This window comes from Myxococcus sp. MH1, assembly GCF_059738865.1.
In genome coordinates, this window is sequence record NZ_AP026947.1 from 10,117,759 (window position 1) to 10,142,133 (window position 24,375).

The window sequence follows — 24,375 nt, forward strand, 5'->3', positions numbered from 1 at the left end:
GTGGGTCCGCACATGAAGGCAGCAGGCCGACGAGGTGCCTGCCTGCATGGCGGGAGCATCACGGTCGCCTCACCGACGTCCGCCACTCCGTGGCGCTTCCCCTCGCGGAGGACATGGGCGACAACAGGGGCATGCACCGTCGTCACTTCCTGCGATTCGGCGCCCTGGGGGGCGGCACGTTGGCCCTCGGCAGCCTGGGCTTCTGGCGCAACGTGTACGCCGCGCCGCCCACGCCGGGCATCGGCCCATATGGCGCCCTGGCGGACGTCGCGGACGCGAACGGGCTTCGCCTGCCGCGTGGCTTCACCTCCCGAGTCATCGCGCGCAGCGGCGACATGGTGCCGGGAACGGACTACGTGTGGCACATGGCACCGGACGGCGGGGCCTGCTTCGCCCAGCCGGATGGCGGGTGGATCTACGCGAGCAACAGCGAGGTGTCCCCAGATGGTGGCGTGTCCTCGGTGCGCTTCGACGCGAAGGGGCAGGTCACGGGCGCGTGGCGCATCCTCTCGGGCACCCACCTCAACTGCGCGGGCGGCCCCACGCCCTGGGGGACGTGGCTGTCGTGCGAGGAGCACCGCCAGGGGCTCGTCTGGGAGTGCGACCCGACGAAGCCGGGACAGGGTGTGGCGAGGCCCATGCTGGGCGCCTTCGTGCACGAGGCCGCGGCCGTGGATGAGCTGGGCCGGCGCCTGTACCTCACGGAGGACACGCCCACCGGGCGCTTCTATCGCTTCACGTCGGCGAAGTGGCCATCGCTCGAGGAGGGCACGCTGGAGGCCGCGCAGGTCATCAGCGATGCACGCTCGGGCGCGCGGGTGCGCTGGGTGCCCGTCTCGCCGCTGACGTCCGCCGCGCAGCAGGCCAACGCGAAGGAGACGACGGTGTTCGCCGGCGGCGAGGGCTGCTGGAGTGAAGGCGGCATCGTGTACTTCACGACGAAGCACGACAACCGCGTCTGGGCGTACACGCCGCTGACCCGCCGGCTCGAGGTGCTCTACGACGCGGCGACGTACCCGAGCGCGCCGCTGCGAGGCGTGGACAACCTCACCCTGTCCAAGGCCCGCGAGGTGTTCGTCTGCGAGGACGGCGATGACATGCAGCTGTGCCTGCTCACGCCGGACCGGAAGGTGACGCCATTCCTCCAGGTGGTGGGGCACCCCGGTTCGGAGCTGGCGGGCGCGGCCTTCAGCCCCGATGGCAAGCGGCTCTACCTCAGCTCGCAGCGCGGCACGGATGGGCGCGGCGTGACGTACGAGGTGTCGGGTCCGTTCACGACGCGTCCCGCATAGCCTGTCGCATGGCGACCAGCCGGACGAGCATCCCGCTGGAAACCTCCCCCCTCTCGGGCATACCTTTTCGGGGCGATGGGAGCCCCGCCCCCCTCACAGCTCGGACTGTTCGACCCGGCCGGGCCCGCGCGCGAGGAGTCCCTTCCACGCGCCAGCACCCGCCCCGTTCGCGAGCCGGCGTCACCTCCCCGCGCGGAGCCGCACGACGGACGCCGCCTCCCGGAGCGCGAGGATGCGCTCCTCCAGGCCGCGAGCCTCGCGCGACGTCTCTCACAGCTCCTCGGCGCGCCCGTGCACCTGCGCCTCACCGACAACCGCGCCACGCTGGTGAGCTTCCGCCGCGTCCCCCAGGGCCTGCGGCTGCGCGTGCACCACCTCTTCCTCGAAGCCCCTGACGACGTCGTGCGCGCCATCGCGCGCTACGCCGCGCGCTCCGACGCCAGCGCGGGCGCGCTCCTCGAAGCCTACGCACGCGAGCACCAGGACCTCGTGCGCCGCGAGCGCCGCCCCGGCAAGGCGCTGCGCTCACGCGGCCGCTGCTTCGACCTGCGCGCCGTCCAGTCGCGCCTCAACGCGGACTGGTTCGACGACAGGGTCCAGGTGGACATCGGCTGGGCGCGCCGCCCGTCGAAGGGCCGCCGGCGCTCCATCCACCTGGGCGGCTACGACGCGCGCCTGAGGGAAATCCGCATCCACCCCGCGCTGGACCGGCCCCACGTCCCCGCCTTCGTCGTGGACTACCTCGTCTTCCACTCCATGCTCCACGCCGACCTCCACGAGGAGGACGGCGACGGCCTGGACGCCCAGGGCCGCTGCGCGCCGGGACACTCGCCCGCGTTCCTTCAACGGGAGGACACCTTCCCCCTGAAGGACGCCGCGCAACGCTGGCTTCAGGACAACCACACCTCCCTCTTGCGCGGCTGAGCGTCAGGCCGTGCGCAAACGCGCGCGCTCCGGCCACACCACGGATGGTCATGCGCCCGAGCGCCCTGCATGCTCCCCGGCCATGCGCTACTTCAGCGTCGACGAGGCCAATCGACTGGTGCCGCTCCTGAGCCGCACCTTCGAGCACATCCGCCCCTGGGTGGAGCGGGTGCAACAGCTCGTGGAGACGCTCGGCACGCCCGAGGGCAAGGCCCTGGCCAACCACGAGGCCCTGCGCGAGGAGCGCGACGCGCTGCTCGAGAAGGTCCGCGTCGAGCTGCGCCAGTTCCACGAGATGGGCCTGGAAATCAAAGGCGCGCAGGGGCTCGTCGACTTCCGGGCCCACCGCGGTGAAGAGCCCGTCTACCTGTGCTGGCGCATCGGCGAGCCCGCCGTCTCGCACTGGCACGGCATGTATGACGGCTTCTCGGGACGACGCCCCATCAACAGCCCGGACGAGTTCGCCCCCACCTACCTGAGCTGAGCGCCCCTCACCCGCCGAAGCTCTTCTGCAAGAGCGACAGCTTGTTGCGCGCGGACATCAGCTGCTGACGCAGCGACTCCGCCTGCCGCGAGATGTCGTTGAAGTCCTTCTCCTCCGCGGCCTGGCTCAGCGACTGGGCCTCGTCGGCCACCTCGCCCATGCGGTCCTGGAGCGACTGGAACGACGTGGCCAGCGCCGCGTTCTCCTCGGGCGTCTTCGCCTGCTGGCGCTGCGCGGCGAACTCCTGCATCCGCACGTTGAGCTCACCGGCGCTCTGCCCCAGCGAGCCGTAGCGCACGAGCAGGTCCTTGAAGATTTCGGTGCGCTGCTGCAGCTCCATCGCGCGCGCCTGCACCGCCTCCGCCTGGGTCTGCTGCCGGTCACGCACCTGGGAGATGGCGCCCACCAGTCCGGCGACGCGGGCGCGCAGCTCCTCGTCCATGTCCGCCAGCGCCTTGAGGGTGGCGGAGGCCTTCTCCAGGTGCTTCTCCGCCTGGAGGGGCGCGTCCTGGAGCTGCTGGGCCAGGGCCTCGAACCGCTCCAGTCCCTCGTCGAGGGAGCGGGCGGCCGTGACCAGCGTGGATTCCTGCGGTTTGTCTCGCTTGCTCATGAGCGGCGGCACCATCGCACGCACGCGGCCCGGCCGGGGGAGGACTTGGGAGGGAAAACGAGGGGGGCCTGCACGCCTTGCTGCCCGGCGGGCTCGGGCGAGGGCACAAGCGCCGCCTCCTCCACGCTCGCCAGAGGCCCTCATCGTCCCCACCTTCCCGACATCCCGTAGTGCTGTCTGTCGCGAGGTTCACACATGACCAGGGCCCACTCCTTCTCCGTGCTCGTCACCGGCGCCACCGGCCGGCAGGGCGGTGCCGTGGCGCGCCACCTGCTCCACCGCGGACACCGCGTCGTCGCCTATGTCCGCAACCCCGACGCTCCCGGCGCGCGCGCGCTGGAGACGCTGGGCGCCGAGCTGGCCGTGGGCACCTTCGACGACGTGGACACGCTCGCCCGCGTCGCCGAGGGCGTGGACGCCTTCTACGCCATGGCCACGCCGTTCGAGTCCGGCGTGGCGATGGAGATACGCCATGGCATGAACCAAGTGAACGCCGCGCGGCTCGCCGAGGTGAAGCACTTCGTCTACACCTCCGTCGCCGGGGCCGACCGGCTCACGGGCATCCCCCACTTCGACAGCAAGCACCGCGTGGAGCTGCACCTGCGCCAGAGCGGCCTGCCCTTCACCATCCTGGGGCCCACGTTCTTCATGGAGAACCTCACCAGCCCCATGTTCGAGGAGGGCCTGCGCGCCGGCGTGTTCGCCATCGGCCTGCCGCCCACGCGCGGGCTGCAGATGGTGACCGTCGAGGACCTGGCCGCCTTCGCCGTGAAGGTGCTGGAGAACGGCGAGCGACACCTGGAGCAGCGCATCGACGTGGCCTCGGACGAGGTGACCGGACAGCAGGCGGCCGGGCTGCTCTCCATGGTGAGCGGGCACCGCATCCACTTCGAGCAACTGCCGCTGGAGTACATCCGCGAGCGCAGCGAGGACCTGGCGGCGATGTACGAGTGGCTGGACCGGGTGGGCTACCACGCGGACATCCTCACGCTGCGGCACGACTATCCGGACGTGCGCTGGCACACGTTCGAGGACTGGGCGCGGCAGCAGGATTGGAGCAGCCTGACGTCCCCCGCGTGGCCGCACGCGGCCGCGGAGCCCACGCCGCCCGCCAGTCAGTGAGGCCCCTCTGCGCTCGGCGGCGTTCCGGGGTGGCGCCGCTCCCTCGGGCGGCGTGAGGCACGCGAGGGTTACCTTTCCAGCAAAGGAGAGACATCCCATGCGCGCGCTCGTGCCGCTCGTCGCCCTGTTGGTGGCGGCGGGCTGTGCCTCGAATACCAACACGTTGAAGCCCACCACGCAGGCCCAGGTGCTGCCCGCGGACCAGGACTCGGCCGTCGCGGAGGGCGCGGGGGTGAGGTTGGTGGCGGACGCCTCCGCGTGGAAGGGCTCGCCGGCGAACCTGGAGCGCACCCTCACGCCCGTCTACATCCGGCTGGAGAACCAGAGCGGCAGGACGCTGCGCATCCGCTACGAGGACTTCTCGCTCGTGGGCACCGAGTCGCGCTTCCGCTACTCCGCGCTGGCGCCCTTCTCGCTCAGGCAGTCGGCCCTCTCGTCGATGGACGAGGGCACGGGGGGCTCGGGGCGCTCATGGGTGTACATGGGCGGAGGGCTCCGGTGGGGCTCGCGCTTCGGTCCACGCTGGGGCAGCCCGTTCTATCCGTTCTATGGGCCGTACGGCCCGGGCCCCTACGCGTACCAGTGCGAGGAGCCGCTGCCGACGCAGGACATGCTCCGTCAGGCGCTGCCCGAGGGAACGCTGGGCGACGGCGGCACGGTGCAGGGCTTCATCTATTTCCAGGTGGTCACGGGCCGCGAGAGCGGCGTCGTGCTGGAGGCGCGGCCCGTCGACGCGAACAGCGGTGAGTCGCTGGGCACGCTCGACATCCCGTTCCAGGTGGGCAAGCGCTGAGGCTCAGTGCAGCAGCATCGCCGCGCGTGACGAGGCCGCGCGGCGGTGGCCGTTGAGCAGCGAGGCCTCCTCGTTCACGCCCAGCTCGCGGCGGATGTCCTCGCCGCGCAGGGGCAGGCCGAACAGGGGCCCCATCAGCACCAGGTCCAGCGAGGCGGCGACCAGGGGGCCGAGCCCCAGCAGGGCCAGCCCCGCGCCCTTCGCCGACCCCGCGCGCAGTCCCCCCAGCACCAGACAGGACCCGGTCACGATTCGAAGCCAACGTCCCGTCCGCGATGCCATGAAGCCGACGACCATGCGCACACCTCCCCGGGCCAAGATGGGCACGCTCCGGCGAGCGACCACGGGGTGATGCTGCGTATCCAGCCGGGAAGCAGGCCGCCGGGCGGGCGCACGGCGCGGCACCAGGAGACCGGGAGGTCTGTCACGACGTCCGGTGGTGCACGGTGCGGGGTGGCGCCCCAGCTTCACGTCGAGGGGTACTTCCCACGCCCCCAGGGAGCTCCCATGTTCACCCGCGCAGAGATTCACAAGGGCATGAAGGTCCGAGGCAATGACGGCCACGTCATCGGCCACATCGTCGACATCACGGAGAAGGAGCTCATCGTCGAGAAGGGCCTGCTGCGTCGTCACGACTTCGCGGTGTCGTTCGACGACGTGAGCGAGGTGCTCCACGGCGAGGTGGTCCTCCACCACGGCCGCGACAGCCTCTTCTCCGCGCCTCGCGAAGTGGCCCACGTGCAGCACTGAGCGCTACTCCGCGCGCACCGCCTCGGCCGCCTCCGCCGTCAGCGGGGCCTGACTCCAGCCCGCGCGAGCCTCGGACTCGCGCGCCGCGCGCTTGCCCTCCGCGACATCCACGCGCCACAGCACCAGCGCGCCCGAGCCGAAGAAGACCAGCAGCGACAGCACCGCCTGCCGGCTGGAGCCCGTCAGCTCCACCGTCGCCGCGAACACCAGCGGCCCCGCCACCGCCGTCACCTTCTCGAACACGCTGAAGAGCCCGAACATCTCCGCCGCGCGGTGGCGCGGAATCATCTGCGCGAACATCGAACGGCTCAGCGCCTGGCTGCCGCCCTGCACCATGCCCACCAGCAGCGCCAGCGCGAAGAAGTGCACCGGCGAGCGCATGAAGTAACCCAGGAACGTCACCACCACGTACACCGCCAGCGAGAACATCAGCGCCGGCTTCGGCCCCACCCGCGACGCCGCGCGGCCGAAGAGCACCGCGCACGGCACCCCCACCGCCTGCGTCATCAGGAGCGCTCCCATCAGCGCCCCCTGGCCGATGCCCAGCTCCGTCCCATACAGCGTCGACAACCGGATGATGGTGCCGATGCCGTCGCTGTAGAGCAGGTACGCCACGAGCAACAGCAACGCCTCGCGGTACTGGCGCAGCGCGCGGAAGGTCTCCGCCAGCTGAGCGAACACCCCACCCAATGACAGCCGCGGCACCTGCGCGTCCCCCGTGGGCCGGGGCTCGGGGATGCGCAGGAACAGCGGCACCGAGAACGCCGCCCACCACACCGCGACGGTGAGGAACGCCACGCGCGAGGCCGACGCCGCGTCCGCGAGCCCGAACCACGCGGGCTTCACCAGCATCACCAGCTGCACCGCCAGCAACACCCCGCCGCCCAGGTAGCCCAGCGCGTAGCCCGCGGTGGACACCCGGTCCAGCTCCTCGTCCCGGGCCACGTGGCGCAGCAGCGCATCGGAGAAGACGATGGACCCCGTCAGCCCCACGTTGCCGATGCCGAAGCACCCCAGCGCCCACTTCCAATCGCCGGGCCCCACCAGGGCCAGCCCCACCGTGGACACCACGCCCAACGTCAGGAACACCCCCAGGAGCGTCTTGAGCCGCCCCGCCCTGTCGCTCAGCGCGCCCAGCACGGGCGACAGCACCGCCACCGTGCCCAGCGCCAGCGCGGTGACGAGCGCGAAGCGACTGGAGGCCACGTCGCTCGGCAGGCCCTTGGCCGCCACGGACTTGTAATAGATGGGGAACACGACGGCGACGACCGTGGTGACGTAGGCGGAGTTGGCCCAGTCGTACCAGGCCCACGCGCGCAGCTCCGGCCGCGTGAGCCCCATCCTCGACATCAGCGCGCCCCAGGCACTCATGCGCTGAAGTCCACCCCGCCGATGGCGTCATCCCCCGTCGCCGCCTGGTACACGTGCCACGCGGCGGCCAGGTCCTGGAACGGCAGCCCCACCGCGCCGAACACCGTCACGTCCTCCGCCGACACACGCCCGGGTTTCAAGCCCGCGAGCACCTCGCCCAGCTCCGCGCGGATGACCTCCTCACCCAACCCCACGTTGCCCACCGCGCCCTGCGAGACGGCCAGGCCCCGGTGGTCACAGAAGAAGCGCGCCTCACGCAAGAGCTCCGCGGAGACCTCCGCCTTACCCGGCTCGTCCGCGCCCAGCGTGGTGATGTGCGTGCCCGGCCGCACCATCCCGGAGCGCAAGAGGGGCTCGCGGCTCCACGTCGCGGCGACCACGATGTCCGCGTCCTCCACCGCCTCCGCCACCGACTCCGCCGGCCGCACCGGCAGGCTCAAGTCCTGGTACATGCGCGCGGCGAACGCGTTGGCCCTCGCGGCGTCCACGTCGAACACGCGCACGTGCGACAACGAGCGCACCAGCCGCAGGGACTTGAGCTGGATGCCGCCCTGCACCCCCGCGCCGAGGATGGCCACCCGGCTCGCGTCCGGCCGCGCCAGCACGTCCGCGGCGAGCGCCCCCACCACCCCCGTGCGCACCGCCGTCAGGTGCCCGGAGTCCATCACCGCCAGCAGCTCGCCCGTCACCAGGTCGTGCAGGTGCAGCACACCCTGGATGGCCGGCGTCCTCGCCGGGAACTTCGAGTGCACCTTCACCGTGTACGCGGGCACGCCGGGCAGGCTGCCGGGCAACAGCGCCATCACCGTGCCCTCGGCGTGCAGGGGCGCGCGGATGCGCTGGGGGGCCACCGTGCGAGCCAGGGCATCGGTGCGGAAGGCCTCTCGCAGGTCCTCCAACAGGGAGAGCGCCTGGAGGTTTCGGGACACATCGGAGCGGGTGAGCAGGAGGGTGCGCATCTGTCATCCACCCTAACCGAGCCCGCGCGGCGCCACAGCCCCGGACCTCATCCTCCAGGGCGAAGCGATGAGCGGACGACGGACGAAGCCCTGGCCCCACGGGGCGCGTCGGCCGCGAGCGCAGCGCGGCCCGGTGCGTCCCCGGGAGTCCAACACGGCGCTCGGGAAGCCGACGCCCGCCAGCCCCCCAGGGCGGACATACCCATGAAGACCCTCGTGCCCAGATTCGTGGCGGGATGACCGGATGGGGACTCGGGAGGTCGGTGATGCTGGGGCCGGACACAGGCGCCGCGGAGCACGGTGGAGCCGAGCGCGAGTCGCCGCGCCGGGCCTCGGAGTTCCTGCGCGCGCACCACCACGGGGTGCTCTCGGACTGGCTGGAGGCCATGAGCGCGCTCCACGCCGAGAACCCCCAGCGCCCCTCGTGGCTCCTGGACCACATGCCCCTGCTGCTCGCCTCGCTCGCGGACGCGCTGGAGCACGGGGAGCACGAGCGCGCCGACCCGCTGTCGGACGAGCACGCCACGGTGCGACTGGAGCAGGGCTTCGACGTGGGCGAGGTGGCGGCCGAGTACGCGCTGTTGCGCAAGTGCATCCTGCGGCGCCTGGAAGGACAGCCCCGGCCGCTCGACGTGGGTGAGCTGGAGCGGATGGAGGAAGCCCTGGACCACGCCGTGGTGCGCACGGTGCGGCGCTTCGCGGTGGAGCGTCAGCGCGACATCCAGGACCTGGAGCGCGAGGCGAGGGTGGAGGCCCAGCGCTCGCTGGCGCTGCTGGACGCGCTCCTCGCGGCCGCGCCCCTGGGCATGGCGTTCCTGGACCTGGACCTGCGCTACCTGCGCATCAACCAGACGCTCGCGGACATCAACGGCGCGCCGCCCGAGGCGCACCTGGGGAGGACCTTCCGGCAGATGCAGCCCCCGGAGCTGGCGGACCTGCTGGAGCCGCTGCTCCTGCGCGTGCTGCGCACGGGTGAGCCGCTGAACGGGTTCGAGTTCGCCACGCCCCCGTCCCTGATTCCCCAGCGCGGCAAGCGCGTGTGGCAGGCGACGTTCTACCCGGTGCTCGCGCCCCTGGGCTCGCGGCTGTTGGGCCTGGGCTGCGCCGTGGTGGACATCACCCAGCACAAGCAGACGGAGGCCGCGCTCCAGCGGGCGGTGGACTTCCGCGAGCAGCTGCTCGCCATCCTCGGCCATGACCTGCGCAACCCGCTCAACGCCATCAGCGCGTCCGCGTTCCAGCTCGCGCGCGCCGAGGAGCTGGAGGCGCCCGAGCGTCGGGCCGTGGAGCGCATCCGCAAGTCCGCCGGGCGCATGGGGCGGATGATTACAGACATCCTCGACTTCGCGCGCAGCAAGCTGGGCTCGGGCATCCCCGTCTCGCGTCAGTCGATGAACCTGGCGGACATCTGCCAGGCGACACTGGACGAGCTCCAGGTGAGCCACCCCGAGCGCAGGCTCCTGTTCGAGTCGTCCGGCGACACCTCGGGTCAGTGGGACCCGGACCGCGTGGCGCAGGTGCTGGGCAACCTGGTGGCCAACGCGCTCCAGCACGGCGGGCTCGACTCACCGGTGGCCACGTCGGTGCGAGGCGGCGCGGACGTCGTGCTGATGGAGGTCCACAACCAGGGCGAGCCGATTCCGGCGGAGCTGCAGCCTCGCCTCTTCGACCCGTTCAAGCCGTCGGTGGGCGCCTCATCGTCGTACCAGAAGCAGCGCAGCCTGGGCCTGGGGCTCTACATCGTCCACCAGATCGCGCGCGCGCACGGAGGCCGCGTGGAGGTGCGCTCCTCGCGGGAGGAGGGCACCACGTTCCGGGTGTACTGGCCGCGTCGCACCGCCTGACGGGCGTCACTTCCCCGGCGCGGAGACGGGCTCGGGGGCCACGGCCAACAGGTACACGGCCTCGGCGAGCATGCGCGTGGTCAGGTCCAGGTTCTCCAGCGAGATGGACTCATCGGGCGCGTGGCCGGTGTACTCGTCGCCGGGGAAGCCGGGGCCGAAGTCCACGGCCTTGGGGAACAGGCGCGCGTAGGTGCCGCCGCGCACGGACGTGGGGACGGCGTCCGGGTCGTCGCGGTGGCGCTTGTAGATGGCCATCAGCGTGGTGACGAGCGGCCCGGTGGTGTCGGCCACGTGCGGGTCACCCACGTAGCGCTCGCCGGCCTCCGTCACGCGGCCGTCCGAGTCCTGCCCCACGAGCAGGGCGGCCTGGTCCAGCGCGGCGTTGAACCGCGCGGAGTCCTGCCCCCGGGGGCGGCGCATGTTGACGCCCAGGTTCACCTTCCCGTCGGCCACGCGCAGCATCGTGGGCGCGACGAGCAGCGGCCCCATCAGCGCTGCGTCCGAGTACTCGACGGCCAGCTTCTGGCCGAAGTGGTCGCCCTCGAAGCGCAGGAACAGCACGTGCAGCATGGCGGCGATGCCGTTGTCCTCCAGGATGAGGCGCGAGGAGATGGCGGACAGGCCCCACAGCGCGTTGACGCCCTCGTTGGCGACGGAGGAGTGCACCGCCTTGCCGTGCACGGTGAGCAGCACCGCGCCGCCCTCCTCCTTCACGTCGGCCTTGAGCCAGGAGCGCGTGCGCTGCTCGTCGGCGACGGCGGCGCGCACGGTCTCCAGCGCGACGGGCAGCGAGCTGCCCTCACCCGGGAGCAGCTTGAGGGTGGCGGTGCCGGGGACCTGCGTGAGGAACTCGCCGCCCTTGGCGTCCACCGGGCGCAGCGCGAACTTGGAGGACTTGCGCGCGGGCCCCACGGGCGCCGACAGGTTCCACGCGACGAAGCCCGACTGCGCGGCGACGACGGGGAAGCTCGAGTCGACGGAGATGACGTGCGGGGCCTTGGGCTCCATGGCCGCGTACTTCAGCATCCCCGTCCAGTCGCTCTCCTCGCCGTTGCCGATGATGACGAGCACCTTGCCCTGCGGCTCGAGGCCGAGCTGCCGCGCGTAGTCGAGCGCCACCAGCGCGGAGGCCAGCGGCCCCTTGTCGTCCTCGACGCCCCGGCCGTACAGGCGGCCGTCCTGGACGTAGGGCTCGAAGGGCGGGCGCTTCCACTCGTGCGCGGGGGCGGGCACCACGTCGCCGTGGAAGACCAGGCCCAGGGCGGGGGCGCCCTTGCCCCAGGCAATCTCGAACACCTCGTTGGCGCCCACGGCGCGGTAGGCCATGTCGTGGGCCTTGGCCCACTTCTGGAGGAAGCGGCCCATGGCGGCGATGCCGGGGTTCTTCGGCGCGGGGGCCTCGCTGCTGACGGTCTTGAAGCGCACCAGCGCCTGGGTGAGCGCGACGACGTCGTCCAGCGCGCACGCCTGCACGTAGGCGGCGTGGCGGGCCTGGGGGCTTGAGCCCTTCATGGCGTCCTCGGAGAAGCGGGCGGCGCGGGCCTTGGGGGTGCCCTGGCAGCGGGGGTCCGGAGCCGCGAGCGCGGCGGAGGGGACCAGACAGCAGAGGGCGGCGGCGATGGGGAGGCGCATGGCGGTGGGAGACCCTATTTCAAGAGGGCAGGTCGTCCTACCTCGGCGGAAGGGTTGCTTCCCCAAGTGACGCCCGTCAGGCCGCCCGCTCCCCATGGGGGTGAAACCGGAGGGCGGGAGCGCTATTCCTCCAGGCATGTTCTTCGACACGACCAAGAAGCTGAGGATGCCGTCCCCGGCGGAGGCGCTGCCTGGCCGGACGGACGAGATGCCTGTTCCGCCCAAGCACGAGGTGCTGGGCACGCCGCTGAAGGGGCCGGTGCCGGAGGGGTATGAAGTCGCCATCCTCGGGCTCGGGTGCTTCTGGGGCGCGGAGCGGAAGTTCTGGCAGACGCCGGGCGTGTACAGCACGTCCGTGGGGTATGCGGGCGGGCTGACGCCCAACCCCACCTATCGCGAGGTGTGCAGCGGGCTCACCGGGCACAACGAGGTGGTCCGCGTGGTGTTCGACCCGAAGAAGCTCTCGTACGAGCAGCTGCTGCGGGTGTTCTGGGAGAACCACAATCCCACGCAGGGCATGCGTCAGGGCAACGACGAGGGGACGCAGTACCGCTCGGGCATCTACTACACCAGCGAGTCGCAGAAGCGCATCGCGGAGGCCAGCCGGGACGCGTACCAGAAGGCGCTCGCGGCGAAGGGCGTGGGGACCATCACCACGGAGATCCTCCCCGCGCCCGCGTACTACTACGCCGAGGACTACCACCAGCAGTACCTGGAGAAGAACCCCGGCGGGTACTGCGGCCTGGGCGGCACCGGCGTGAGCTGCCCCATCGGCGTGGGCGTCAGCGCGTGAGCCCGTGACGTGAAGCCCCGGGAGGCACCTCGCGTGCCTCCCGACGGAGCCTCAGCCAGGTCGCGCGGTGGTGCCTTCTTCCGGGGCCCCGACGTCGACAGCGACCACCTCCGACTCGCTCAACTCCGGCGCGAGCCTCTCGATGACGCGCTCGCTGCAGACCACGAGGCTCGCGCTGGGCCGGGCGAAGTCGACATCGGGGAGCGCGGTGACGCGCAGCTTGCCGAGCGGAGGCCGCGCGAAGGTCGTCCGGCCACAAGTCCCACAGGGCTCGTGAGCCTCCGCTCCGACGATTCGCCCGCCGGGCAGGACCTCGAGCTCCACCAACTCCACGCTGCGCGCCCCCTTGAAGCGCGTGGGGACCGGAACAGCCCCCGTGAGCCCTTCGAGCTTCGCCATCACGTCTGGGTGCATCAGCAGCAGCCAAGGCATGTGGACGACGACAGGCGCGAAGCGCCCCCGAGCCCGGCCCGTCAGCGGCCCGAATCCCGAGCCGGGGCCCACCGTGGCACCGGGTGGCAACAAGGGAAGCACCCGTTCCCGCAGGCTCGTGAATTCCGCCCAGGGCACGCACCGCGGACGCGCGTAGTCCTTGGAGCCCGCGAGCGCTGACAGGTCGACGGTCGGATAATCGTAGCCACCTCCACCCCACGTGGCGCCACAGGTGGGGCACTCGACTCCAGGCAGCTGCCACGGACGCCCCAAGTCATAGCCCCCTGTCCATCTGGAGCCCGCGCTGAGCTCCTCTCGCAGCGTGTAGTAGCGCATTCACTCTCCGGATGCGGTCAGCAACGAGAGTCGCTGCCAGTACGTCATGGGCATGCCCACCAACCCATAACGTTCCACCATCTTCCCTCCCTGACGGAAGTGGTCTGCGCGCGATGCGGTGTCCCGGTTCTCGTCGATCCAGATTCTCCAGTCGCGGTTCCAGGGACCTCCGTTGGCGCCTGCATGAACCCGCTGGTGCTCTTCCACGGCGACCAGCAGGGTGTACTTGTGGATCTCGATGCCGATGGTGGCGAAGTACGGCTGGAAGGCCCTGGGAAAGATGTGGTGTCGCTCCTTCGGCCGTCGTTTCCACTCCGCGATGGCCTTCCGGACGGACGTGGCGCTCGGCAGTTCTTCACGCCGATACCACGGGATGATGAACACCGGCGTTCGCCCCGGCAGAGGAATGGCTCCGCCCCAGTAGCGCTGGATGCGTGCGGTGGCGCCCGAGGCAGCCTGGCCAGGCGCGACACGCAACGCATACGGAGGCGATGCGAGGTCTTCACAGCGATAGAGGCCGCAGCCCTCATCATCGCAGGCTGGGGCATGACAGTGGTCCTCGTCGTGCCCAGCCGAGCTGGCGCAGCTCTCCGCCGAGTCCTCCACGCCCGTGTCGAACAGTTCGTCACCGCGCGCGAACTGCGGCGCCGACGTACAGCCAGACAGCAGGAGCAGCACCATCCCAACCAAGCGTCTCGACATGAACGTCCCCCCGGAACATGTGCGTCGCGAGCTACTCCACCACTTCCAGCCCACCGTTGTCGGCGGCGATGGCGGTGAACGCGCCCCAGTGCAGCAAGGCGTTGCGCAGCGACTTGCCATCGTGCGGGAACGACTCGAACCCGGAGACCACGAGCTCGCCGCGCGCCTCGACCGCCTGACGCAGCTCCGCTTGCGTGTCGTTCCAGCGCTCCTGGAGCGTAGCGAAGAACTCCGAGGGCACCTCCTCCTGCATGAAGCGGCGCATGCTCCGCGAGATGCGCACGCACTCATCGGGGTCGAACTGGTTGCCCGCCTCACCGAACCGGTCCATCGCCAGGAGCTCCGACCCGTCCGCAGGCTCCTCGGCCACGACCCCGAGCAAAATCATCGCCTCGATGAGCATGTCCAGCTCGACGTACCGCAGGCGGTAGTCGACCGGATGCTCCGGGTCGAGCGGCGGATACCAATCCGGCAACGAGTCGGGTGGCTCGACGATTCTCAGGGTGATGGACATGGGACGCCTCCACGTGTGTCGTCCCTCCGGACTCTGGAACCCGCGGCAGAACCCGTCAACGAGCGTGGGACCGGTGGGTCCCGTCGACCCACCGTGACGAATACACACGCTCTCATGAACCGAGATTCATTGGAGCCACACACGTGTCCGCAATGGCTTCGTGATTCATCCGTATCGGCTTCGCATCCGGTATGTTCCGCCGGGACGGCGTGACGAGACGCAACACCGCGTCACGCCAGCGGATAATCCAGCCAGGGACACCACGTCCCGGTGATGTATCAGAGGGGGAGTCACAACATGCGTGTCGACGGCTCATCACGCCCGACGCAATCCGTCTCATCCGAAGGCGCGACTGAAACAGCCCGGATCGAGACCCGCACCGAGAACAACGCCGTCAAGGAGGAGTCCTCTCGCCCGGAGGGCTTCGATTCGACCTCCAGCTTCGAGGAGGACAACGGCGGCGCGGTCCACCGCGAGCGGCTCCAACCGCCGCCTCCACCGCCACCTCCCGAAGAGAAGGAAGAGGAGCCCGCCCCCCTCCCGCTCCGGGACCTGAAGCGCGGCGACACCGGCCCCGACGTGAAGGCGGTGCAGGACGCGCTGGTGAAGCTGGGCTACCTCACCGAGGAGCAGGTGGCCACGGGCCCCGGACAGTTCGGCCCGAAGACCGAGGCCGCGCTGGAGCGCTTCCAGGCCGAGCACGGCCTCACGGCCTCCGGTGACTATGCGGGCAGGACGCGCGAGGCGCTCGGCAAGGCCCTCACGGAAGCGAAGTCCTCCGGCGGCGCGCGTCGCCCCGCCATGTCCGCCGAGGACGCGTTCATCACCCAGTTCACCTCCGAGTACAACCCGACCGGCCCTCGCGGCAGCACCAACTGCGGCCCCGCGAGCCTCGCCATGTCGCTGGCATACACGGGCCACATGCCCGCGGGACTCACCAAGGAGCAACAGGTCGACTACGCGCGCGCGTTGATGAGCCCGCGCCGCGAGAGCGAGTTCACCTACGTGAAGGCCTCCGACGGCACCCGCGTGCCGCAGCTCGACCGTGACCGCGAGCTCACCGGCGGCACCATGGTGAGCGACGGCGTCAAGGGCGCGGGGCTCGACGCGCGCTACGGCCAGGGCTGGGAGGAGCTGGACCGCCAGCTCGCCGCGGGCAACCCCGTGGTCGCCAACGGCCGGACGAACGCGGCCTGGCGCGAGCAGTTCCCCGAGCGCATGGGCTCCGGCGACATCGGCCACCTCAACGCGATTCTCGGCAAGACCTCGGATGGGAAGTACCTGGTCGCGGACCCGCTCCACACCGGCGGCCCGGTGGCCATGACGCGCGAGCAACTGGGCGTCTTCTTCTCGCCCACGCGAGGACAGCCGTCCTTCACCGCGCTCCAGGGTGCCTCCACGAACCCGGCCGCGGACGCGGGTGCACGCGCGGGAGGCAGCGTGGGCGCGGCGGTGGCGAAGCGCCTGGAGGACGCCGCCCGCGACGTCCCCGCGCCGAAGCCCGAGCCCTTCCTCCCGAACCCCGGCGTGAGCACCGTCGGCGGCTCCGGCACGGACGTGAAGACCCGCGCGGCCCAGGACGCGAAGGCGCTGGAGGCCACCCTCCAGACGAGCCTGGAGCAGGGCGCGCGTCAGTTCGAGCGGCTCATCGCCAGCAACCCGGACCCCGTCTACCAGGAGGCCTTCGTCCGCGCGGCGGAGCCGTCCCTCGCGAAGATGGGCCAGCTCTTCGCCGGCGTGTCCCCGGAGACGAACCGCAAGCTCCATCCGCCCGGCGCGCAGAAGCCGCCGGACCTCAATGACCGCAAGGTGCTCGAGAAGCTCGCGAACGAGGAGACGCGCATCGAGCACGAGACGTACTACGCCCTCGCGCGCGCCACCGAGCACCTCAAGGACCCGACGGCCGGACGCGTGGGCAAGGCCTTCACGCGCGACGCGCCGCCCACGCTCGTCAACCTGTCGCTGACGAGCGCGGTGCGCACGTCCCTCAACTTCGGTCTCGGCTCGCGGCTCGCGTTCGACATCGAGCGCTCCCTCAGTCGCGAAGAGGTCATCCCCCCGGGCAGCACCGCGCCCTCCTACGGCACGGCCCAGGCGGCGCTGCACCAGACGCTGTGGAGCACCCTCGACGGCATCCGCGGCCAGTTCGCCACCGCGGCGGACAAGGCGCAGCTGCACCAGCAGCGGCTCACCGAGCTGCTCAGCGGCCCCGCCGCCGTCCTCTCGCCCGAGCAGCAGAAGGCCTTCATCGACACGTACCTGCGCCAGGGCAGCGTCCAGCAGGACCTCGCGGAGCACGAGCGCCTGGGCAAGCTACTCTCCACCGCCGCGCCGGATGGCGTGCCCGTGGGCTCCGACGATGCGCGCGTCAAGGCGCTCGCGCGCGAGCTCCCCCGACTGGCCGAGACGAAGGGCGGCGCCGAGTACCTCGCCGCGCAGCTCACCGCGAAGGCGGAGGACAAGCCGCTCTTCCTCGACGTGGTGGGCGCGCTGAAGGACGGCAAGGACTTCGACGAGAAGCTCGCGCTCGCGCTGGTGAAGAGCGCGGGCACGGTGGCCCTCATCTCCGCCGGCGACAAGTCGCCCGCTGAGGCGCGGAAGGTCTTCGACGGGCTCGCGCGCTACGCCGACGTGTTCGGGATGAAGTCGAGCGACATGAAGTCGTACTTCCGGCTGCTGCGCGACATCAAGCCCGGCTCCACCGACGCGCAGGTGCTCGAGACGACGAAGTCGCTCAAGGCGCTGCTCACGGACCAGGAGACGGGCCTGCCGTTCGCGCCGGACTCCCCTCGCGGGCAGGCGCTGCGGACCCTGGGCATGCTCGTCACCACCACCGCGTTCGTCGGAGACGCGACGGGCTGGAGCCAGGCGGACCTCGCGTCGAGGCTCAAGGTCGTCGGCGACGGCCTGAGCGTCACGGGCGACGGGGCCACGGTCATCACCAGCGTGCTCGGCAACACGGCGCGCTGGTCCTCGGCCGTCTCGGCCTTCGGCAAGGTGTCCGCCCTGGGCGCGGTGCTGGGCGCGGCCGGCGACGCGATGCAGAGCCTCCAGTTCCTGCGGAAGGGCGACGGGTGGAAGGCCGCCTCCTCGGGAGCCCAGGCGCTCGGCGGCGCGCTGATGGCGGGCGCCTCGCTGTTCGGCATGGCGCCGGGCTTCCAGATCCTGGGGGCGGCGCTGTTCCTCGGCGGGCTCGGGCTGAAGTACCTGGACCCCGCGGACGCGCGCCTGCGCGAAGAGCAGGTGAAGCTGCTCACCGCCAGCGGCATGGCCCCGGGACTCGCGAAGGGCCTCATCCACCTGGGCCCCGACCTCCTCGACAGCCGCCTGGTGCAGGGCGCGGGCATGTCACCCGAGCAGGTGCAGACCTTCCTCACCGCGCACCCGGACGTGGCCCAGGACGCCCTCCACCTGGACAGCCTCGCCCAGGCCGCCAGCGCGATGAAGATGAAGGGAGCGCACTTCCAGGAGTTCCTCGAGCGGCTCGCCAAGGCCCACGGCGTCGACATGGCGACGCTCGGCCGTGAGGTGCACACGCTGTTCTTCGGACACCCGCCCTCGGGCGGCGCGGGCGGTGGTGAGCAGTACCGCTCCCAGGGCGACGAGTTCCGCGCCTGGGTGCAGCAGCGCACGCCCGACGTCGCCGCGTGGGCGAAGCAGCACGAGTCGCCCTGAGCAGCGCCCTCCGGTCCGGGAGCGCGGCCCGCCTCGCCGCGCTCCCGCCCCGGGGCGAGCCCTCCACTCCACGTCTCGGGACAGCGATGAGCGCGGGGCGCCGAGGAGCTCCCTCGCGCCGCGACGCCGTCGGTACCCGACAGCCGCACGCGCCACGTCCGCGCACCCTCGGGCTCACTGTCCGCGACGCGACGCGGCGGCCACACACCCTGATGGAAATCCTGCATGCGCGCGCCGCGGGCATTTCTCGACTTAACGCGTTATCCGGTCCCGGTTTGACTTTCTTTTTCGTCCGAAGAAATAGAATCAGCCGCGAAAGGAAAGGACCGCTCGGACGCAGCCCCATCCCGGTATGCGTTTGTTCATCCCCTCCCCCACTTTCTCCAGCGGCCCGCTTTTCATTCCATGCGATTACCAACTCCTCTCTTGCAGGCACTGCACCGTGTCAGGAATGCGCTGACGCGAGCATGCGCCGTGGCGGTGGTGGTGGGTGTGGCGGGGTTCGCCTCGGACGCGAGCGCCCAGGCGGGCAACCTCGCCCTCAACCGGCCCACGGTGACGTCGTCCTCCGAGCCCGGGCTCGGGGGCACCTACGCCGTGGACGGAGACGGCGGCACGCGCTGGGGCAGCGCGTTCACCAACAACGAGTGGCTCTACGTCGACCTCGGCGCGAGCACCTCCATCAACCGCGTCGTGCTCACGTGGGAGACCGCGTACGCGCGTGCCTACACGGTGCAGACGTCCACGGACGCGACGAACTGGACGGACGTCCGCGCGGTGACGGACGGCGACGGCGGCACGGATGACCTGACGGTGACGGGCACGGGCCGCTACGTGCGCATCCTCTGCACGCAGCGCGGCGCCATCGACTACGGCTACTCGCTGTGGGAGCTGGCCATCTACGGCGGCGGCACGTCCACCACCGGAGACCTGGCGAAGAACCGCCCCGCGACGGCGTCCAGCGTGGAGGCCAACGCGGCGCACCTGGCGCCCGGCTACGCGGTGGACGGCAACACGACGACGCGCTGGTCCTCGTCGGAGGTGGAGGCCCAGCCGTGGATTCGCGTGGACCTGGGCAGCGCGCAGACCCTGGGCAAGGTGGTGCTCAACTGGGAGGGCGCCTACGCGGCGACGTACGTCGTCGAGGGCTCGACGAACGACTCCACCTGGGCGCCCCTCGCGTCCAACATCACCGACGGCGCGCCGGGGCGGCGGGAGGTCACGGTGTCGGGCTCGGCCCGCTACGTGCGCGTGCGCGCGCTCACCAAGGGCACCGGCTACGGCATCTCCCTCTGGGACTTCGAAATCTACGCGCCCGGCCAGGGCCCGCAGGAGCCGCAGCCGCAGACGACGAACCAGACCATCAAGCTGATGTTCCCGGAGCTGGCGTACGCGAAGATCAACGTCTCGCCCGCGCCGGTGAGCGTCACGCCGACGCCCGAGGAGGGCAACACCACGCCGTCGGTGCGCAACCCTCCCGGGCCCTTCACGTATGAAATCACCTTCGCGCCCAACACCACGGTGACGCTGTCGAAGAACCAGTTCTCCCCCACCGCGCCCAACACGGACATCCGGCTGGTCGTCACCGCGGCCAACGGCACGGTGCTGCGCGGACAGAGCGTCACCGCGCTCGCGGTGCAGGGCGCCGAGTGGAGGGTGGAGATCTATTCGACGGGCACGGGCCCCGACCGCGACCGCACCATCATCCCGGACCCCTATGTCGCGCCCGCGCCACCGCCCGTGGCGGGAGCGTTCGCGCTCGTCGCGCCGGCCAACGCCGCCATGGTGACGAGCACGCGCCGCCCCACGCTCCAGTGGGCCGCCGTCTCCGGCGCGGCGAACTACAAGGTCTACCTGAACATCAGCCGCGACGACTACGACTGGATGGCGGCGGGCAGCCTGCTGGACCGCTACACGCTGATGACCACCACCACGGCGACGTCGTGGACGCTGGACCGCGACTTGCCCGACCGCTGGACGTACAAGTGGTACGTGGTGGCCACGCAAGCCAGCGGCGCCACCAGTCGCTCGGACCTGCGCACCTTCAGCCTGTACCTGCCCGTGGTGGAGACGGCGGACGACGGCGTCGCGCTCATCAACGGCATGCGCGACTTGAACAAGAACGGCGTCATCGACCCGTACGAGGACTGGCACAACCCCATCGCCACGCGCGTCAATGACCTGATGGCGCGGATGACCCCGCGCGAGAAGGCGCTGCAGATGTTCTACGAGGCGAAGACCTTCCCCGAGGCGGGCTTCACCATGGGCCCGCTCAGCCCCACGGACATCGTCGCCTTCCAGCGGGCCTCGGCGGCGACGCGGCTGGGAATCCCGAACATCGACGCGGGCGACTCCATCCACGGCTTCAAGACGAGCTGGCCCACACAGCCGGCGCTCGCGGCCTCGCGGGACCTGGACACCATCTACGAGCTGGGTGACATGCAGCGCCGCGAGCAGCTCGCGGTGGGCAGCCGGGGCACGCTGTCGCCGCTGGCGGAGGTGGGCACCAAGGTGCTCTATCCGCGCATCCAGGAGGGCAACGGCGAGGACGCGGACCTGGCGGCGGGCATCACCCGCGCGCTCATCGCGGGCCTGCAGGGTGGCCCCGAGGTGAACCCGCACTCCATCTGGGTCACCACCAAGCACTGGCCCGGCCAGGGCGCGGGCGGTGAGGCCGGCATCACCTACGACGGCACCACCATCCACTACCACATGCGTCCGTGGCACGCGGCGCTGGAGGCCGGCACCAGCGGCATCATGCCCGGCTACGCGGGAAGCTGGCTGCTCGGCCCGGAGGGCTACGGCGCGGGCGACAGCGTGGGCATCCTCAACTACCTGCGCGTGAAGCTCGGCTACCAGGGCGTCATCTGCTCGGACTGGCTGCCGTCGGGGGCGTGGGTGCGCTCGGCGACGGCGGGCTCGGACGTCATGGGCGGCGCGAACCCCGCGCAGATGGGCGACTTCGAGACGGCGGTGCCGATTGCCCGCATCAACGAGTCGGTGCGCAGGATCCTGGACCTGAAGTTCCGCCTGGGCATCTTCGAGGACCCGTACCGCCGGGGGCCCGCGGGCACGTCCGAGTGGCACACGGCGGACCACAAGGCGCTGGTGCGCCGCGCGGCGCAGAACGCGATGACGCTGCTGAAGAACGATGGTGCCTTGCCGATCCGGCTCGGCGCGGGCTCGAGCATCGTCATCGCGGGGCCGTGCGCGGATGCGGGGCCATGCATGGTGACGTGGCGCTCGGACTTCCACGGCACGGAGTTCGGGGACCTGACCATCTACCAGGCCATCAAGCAGCGCGCCGAGGCGGCCGGAATCACGGTGTACAAGGACAACGCGCCCGCGGGCGTGACGCCCAGCGCCGCCATCGTCGTGGTGGGCGAGAGCTACTTCACCCACGGCACCGAGTGGGACAAGGAGAAGCCCTACCTGCCCGGCGACCCCATCGGCCCCGCGCACGACGCCAAGTGGGGCAACCAGTACGGCCTCATCACGGGCTTCCGCGCGCGCAACATCCCCACGACGACGGTGCTCATCCTGCCGCGTCCGTACATCCTCACCAACGTGGTGCCGCAGACCAACGCGCTGCTCGTGGCGTATCGGCCCGGAGACTCGGGCGGCCCGGCGGTGGCGGACGTGCTCTTCGGTGACGTGTTCCCGCGAGGCAAGCTGCCCTGGCAGCTGCCGCGCTCGCTGGACCAGATTGGCACCGACGTGGAGAACAACCAGCTGGAGCAGTGGGACCTCCCGTTCGACCTGGGGGCCACGGCGGCGCAGCGCGCGGAGATTCGCTCGCGCATCGCGCAGGGTCTGCCGGTGCTGCCCATCTACGGCAACCCGCTGTTCCAGTACGGCGCGGGCATCGAGGGCTTCGGGCTGTCGGACTCGACGCCGCCCACGGCCTTCACGCTGCTGACGCCAGCACCGGGCTCCACCCTCACCACGCGGCCGAACTTCACGTGGACGGCGAGCAGCGACCCGCAGACGGGCATCCACCGCTATGAGGTGTTCCTCGACGGCAGCCCGTTCCCCGTGGCCACGACGCGCACGAACTCCGCGCCGGTCATCAACGCGGCGCTGGGCAACGGCCAGCACACCTGGTTCGTGCGCGCGTACAACTGGGCGGGCGGCTTCACGCAGTCGGCGACGGCGACCTTCACGCTCAACGACACGGCGCCCCCGGCGGCCTTCGCGGCGCTGGTGCCGTCCGCGGGTTCGTCGGTGCCGGGGACGTCCACCACGTTCATCTGGGAGCAGACGACGGACGTGGGCGCGGGCGTGTCGAAGTACGTGCTGGTGGTGGACGGCGTGGACAGGACGCCGGACGTGACGCCCAAGGCGTACGTGGGCACGACGACGAACCTGGCGCTCGGCAAGAACGTGTCCGCGACGTCGTCGGAGTTCGGCAGCCCCAACGACGCGGTGGACGGCAACGCCACGACGACACGCTGGGCCAGCCGCACGGACGTGCCCGCTCCCAACACCGAGTCCATCACCGTGGACCTGGGCGCGGTGTACTCGCTCAAGCGGGTGAACCTGCTCTGGGAGGCGGCGTACGGGAAGCAGTACGCCATCGACGCGTCGGTGGACGGGGCCACGTGGCGCACGGTGTACACGGAGACCAACGGCAACGGCGGGCAGGATGACCTGACGGGGCTGAGCGGCGTGGGGAGATACGTCCGCATGCGCGGCATCGAGCGCGGCACGGGCTACGGGTACTCGCTGTGGGAGTTCGAGGTGTACGGCGTGGGCACGGAGCAGGCGACGCTCACGGGCCTGTCCACGGGCAGCCACACCTGGCGGGTGCGCGCGGTGGACGGGGCGAACAACGCCACGCTCTCCAGCGGCCCCATCTCCTTCACCAAATAGTCCGCTCCTGGAAATCACGGAGCGTGTGGCGCGTACCCCAAGAAGAGGTCCCTCCGCATCCGTGGAGGGACCTCTCCAGAGGGGGAACCACCATGCAGCTCCAGCGAATCCTTCCCGCCACGCTCGTCTTGCTGACCACCGGCAGCGCGAGCGCGGCGGACTTCCATCCCATGACGCCGACGGTGTGCCACACGCAGGTGGCGCCGCTGTTCACCACGGGAGGCCAGTACCTGGACCCGAACAACGGCGTGCGGCAGGACGCGTGGTCCATGCTGATGCGCTGGCAGGGCAACATCGCCTCGACGCCGGTGTCCTACAACGTGGGGACCTTCACGGGCCTGAGCGTCCCCGCGCCCTTCTCCGCGTGGCAGCGGGGACAGCAGCCCGAGTCCGCGTCGGGGACTCCCGCGGCCCAGGTGTACTGCCACGACGCGGGCATGTTGCTCAACACGTGGACGTCGCCCAGGACGCACGTGGAGGGCGGCGGCTACAACGACATGTTCGGCTACGCCTGGAGCCCGGCGAACCGGCCGCGTCCCTTCAAGCTCTTCACGGCGCGCAACGGCGTGCTCGGGATGTGGCCCACGGAGCTGGTGCTCCAGGGGAACATGGCGGTGCCCCTGGTCACGGGCTGGAACTCGCCCGACGGGGGCACGACGTGGAACGGCATCAGCAACCCAGGCCCCGGGGACGTCTACAACTCGGGTGCCGCGCAGCTGAGCATGTTCGCGTACCTGCGCGACACCTCGCATCCGAACCTGCGTCCCATCGGCGTGCTCGCGGGGGCCTACGCGAACAACATCCCCGCGTCGCCCTGTCCCGCCCATGGCCGGGCCACCATCCTCTACGACTATCCAAACGGGGCCTGGTTCACCGGCAACGCCCTGTGCAACACGGACCTGTCCACCGTGCGCTACACGGGCGCGACGAGCACCAACTCCCAGTTCTCGGACCTGCGCTTCTTCCGCGTCCACTACACCCGGCAGAACCTCATCAACCTCGTGCAGCGCATCAACAACCAGCTGTGCACCGTTGACGCCGCGGGGAACCTGGAGACGGGCAAGTGCAAGTGCTCGAACCCCGGGGTGACCTGCCCGCCCATCGGCTACTCCATCAATCCGGATGACTACGTCATCGAGTACACCGGCGTGCTCGCGGAGATCACCAAGTGCAAGCCGGGCGAGGAATGCAGCACCACCAAGGCCGACCGCCAGATTTCGATGACTTCGCGGGTGAACGGCTACGGCGCGTTCTGGTACGTCCCGTAACG

At 70.8% G+C, this 24,375-nt stretch carries 19 protein-coding genes; 11 read left to right on the forward strand and 8 right to left on the reverse strand.

The genetic code is table 11. The annotated features are described in order from the left end of the window. Window positions 1–113 precede the first annotated feature (113 nt). From AC6JA9_RS40055 to AC6JA9_RS40065, 3 genes are all read left to right on the forward strand, one after another. Window positions 114–1,292: an alkaline phosphatase PhoX gene (locus AC6JA9_RS40055; protein ID WP_497958716.1), complete on the forward strand. Its 1,179-nt coding sequence runs from the start codon at window positions 114–116 to the stop codon at window positions 1,290–1,292. A gap of 75 nt (window positions 1,293–1,367) precedes the next feature. Then, window positions 1,368–2,216 carry a hypothetical protein gene (locus AC6JA9_RS40060; protein ID WP_408888797.1) on the forward strand — a complete coding sequence of 283 codons (849 nt, stop codon included), beginning with the start codon at window positions 1,368–1,370 and terminating at the stop codon, window positions 2,214–2,216. Between the two features lie 82 nt (window positions 2,217–2,298). Next, complete coding sequence (locus AC6JA9_RS40065; protein ID WP_046716838.1) at window positions 2,299–2,700, forward strand: DUF2203 domain-containing protein; 402 nt, start codon at window positions 2,299–2,301, stop codon at window positions 2,698–2,700. Window positions 2,701–2,707: 7 nt separating this feature from the next. Here AC6JA9_RS40065 and AC6JA9_RS40070 read toward each other — a convergent pair whose 3' ends face one another. Further along, window positions 2,708–3,310, reverse strand: coding sequence for a hypothetical protein (locus tag AC6JA9_RS40070; RefSeq protein WP_223751180.1), 603 nt, complete (start codon window positions 3,308–3,310; stop codon window positions 2,708–2,710). A gap of 195 nt (window positions 3,311–3,505) precedes the next feature. On the opposite strand from AC6JA9_RS40070, the gene AC6JA9_RS40075 reads away from it, so the two are divergent. Together AC6JA9_RS40075 and AC6JA9_RS40080 are read left to right on the forward strand one after the other, a co-directional pair. Then, entirely contained in the window at window positions 3,506–4,432 is a 927-nt protein-coding gene (locus AC6JA9_RS40075; protein ID WP_223751181.1) for an NmrA/HSCARG family protein, read from the forward strand. Between the two features lie 97 nt (window positions 4,433–4,529). Continuing rightward, window positions 4,530–5,225 carry a hypothetical protein gene (locus AC6JA9_RS40080; protein WP_223751182.1) on the forward strand — a complete coding sequence of 232 codons (696 nt, stop codon included), beginning with the start codon at window positions 4,530–4,532 and terminating at the stop codon, window positions 5,223–5,225. 3 nt (window positions 5,226–5,228) lie between these two features. Here AC6JA9_RS40080 and AC6JA9_RS40085 read toward each other — a convergent pair whose 3' ends face one another. Continuing rightward, the gene (locus AC6JA9_RS40085; RefSeq protein ID WP_223751183.1) at window positions 5,229–5,474 is read right to left on the reverse strand and encodes a hypothetical protein; all 246 of its coding nucleotides are present in this window, start codon (window positions 5,472–5,474) and stop codon (window positions 5,229–5,231) included. A 258-nt stretch (window positions 5,475–5,732) separates the two neighbouring features. On the opposite strand from AC6JA9_RS40085, the gene AC6JA9_RS40090 reads away from it, so the two are divergent. Then, entirely contained in the window at window positions 5,733–5,975 is a 243-nt protein-coding gene (locus AC6JA9_RS40090; protein ID WP_046716841.1) for a hypothetical protein, read from the forward strand. A 3-nt stretch (window positions 5,976–5,978) separates the two neighbouring features. Here AC6JA9_RS40090 and AC6JA9_RS40095 read toward each other — a convergent pair whose 3' ends face one another. Together AC6JA9_RS40095 and AC6JA9_RS40100 are read right to left on the reverse strand one after the other, a co-directional pair. Continuing rightward, window positions 5,979–7,346, reverse strand: a complete 1,368-nt coding sequence (locus AC6JA9_RS40095; protein ID WP_267698991.1) for an MFS transporter — start codon at window positions 7,344–7,346, stop codon at window positions 5,979–5,981. Next, complete coding sequence (locus tag AC6JA9_RS40100; RefSeq protein ID WP_141324278.1) at window positions 7,343–8,305, reverse strand: ornithine cyclodeaminase family protein; 963 nt, start codon at window positions 8,303–8,305, stop codon at window positions 7,343–7,345. Before AC6JA9_RS40100 ends, AC6JA9_RS40095 begins: the two co-directional genes overlap by 4 nt. Window positions 8,306–8,571: 266 nt before the next feature. Here AC6JA9_RS40100 and AC6JA9_RS40105 point away from each other — a divergent pair, with 266 nt between their 5' ends. Next, the gene (locus AC6JA9_RS40105; protein ID WP_305070709.1) at window positions 8,572–10,149 is read left to right on the forward strand and encodes an ATP-binding protein; all 1,578 of its coding nucleotides are present in this window, start codon (window positions 8,572–8,574) and stop codon (window positions 10,147–10,149) included. Between the two features lie 6 nt (window positions 10,150–10,155). Here AC6JA9_RS40105 and AC6JA9_RS40110 read toward each other — a convergent pair whose 3' ends face one another. After that, a complete protein-coding gene (locus tag AC6JA9_RS40110; RefSeq protein ID WP_408888796.1) occupies window positions 10,156–11,781 on the reverse strand; it encodes a Sapep family Mn(2+)-dependent dipeptidase in 1,626 nt (541 codons plus the stop codon). Between the two features lie 136 nt (window positions 11,782–11,917). On the opposite strand from AC6JA9_RS40110, the gene msrA reads away from it, so the two are divergent. Then, window positions 11,918–12,574, forward strand: a complete 657-nt coding sequence (gene msrA, locus AC6JA9_RS40115; protein ID WP_141324280.1) for a peptide-methionine (S)-S-oxide reductase MsrA — start codon at window positions 11,918–11,920, stop codon at window positions 12,572–12,574. Window positions 12,575–12,625: 51 nt separating this feature from the next. Here msrA and sitI6 read toward each other — a convergent pair whose 3' ends face one another. The 3 genes from sitI6 to AC6JA9_RS40130 are packed head-to-tail and all read right to left on the reverse strand — an operon-like array spanning window position 12,626 to window position 14,558. Beyond that, window positions 12,626–13,342 (reverse strand): SitI6 family double-CXXCG motif immunity protein, encoded by a 717-nt coding sequence (gene sitI6 / locus AC6JA9_RS40120; protein ID WP_408888795.1) that lies wholly within the window; start codon window positions 13,340–13,342, stop codon window positions 12,626–12,628. After that, a complete protein-coding gene (gene sitA6, locus AC6JA9_RS40125; RefSeq protein WP_438825888.1) occupies window positions 13,343–14,044 on the reverse strand; it encodes a SitA6 family polymorphic toxin lipoprotein in 702 nt (233 codons plus the stop codon). It abuts the gene before it with no gap. A gap of 31 nt (window positions 14,045–14,075) precedes the next feature. Beyond that, the gene (locus AC6JA9_RS40130; RefSeq protein WP_497958717.1) at window positions 14,076–14,558 is read right to left on the reverse strand and encodes a hypothetical protein; all 483 of its coding nucleotides are present in this window, start codon (window positions 14,556–14,558) and stop codon (window positions 14,076–14,078) included. A gap of 297 nt (window positions 14,559–14,855) precedes the next feature. Here AC6JA9_RS40130 and AC6JA9_RS40135 point away from each other — a divergent pair, with 297 nt between their 5' ends. The 3 genes from AC6JA9_RS40135 (at window position 14,856) to AC6JA9_RS40145 (ending at window position 24,373) form a co-directional block, all read left to right on the forward strand. Next, window positions 14,856–18,233: a peptidoglycan-binding protein gene (locus tag AC6JA9_RS40135; RefSeq protein WP_497958718.1), complete on the forward strand. Its 3,378-nt coding sequence runs from the start codon at window positions 14,856–14,858 to the stop codon at window positions 18,231–18,233. A 405-nt stretch (window positions 18,234–18,638) separates the two neighbouring features. After that, complete coding sequence (locus AC6JA9_RS40140) at window positions 18,639–23,105, forward strand: discoidin domain-containing protein (RefSeq protein WP_497958719.1); 4,467 nt, start codon at window positions 18,639–18,641, stop codon at window positions 23,103–23,105. Between the two features lie 92 nt (window positions 23,106–23,197). Further along, window positions 23,198–24,373, forward strand: a complete 1,176-nt coding sequence (locus AC6JA9_RS40145) for a hypothetical protein (RefSeq protein WP_223751192.1) — start codon at window positions 23,198–23,200, stop codon at window positions 24,371–24,373. Window positions 24,374–24,375: the final 2 nt, after the last annotated feature.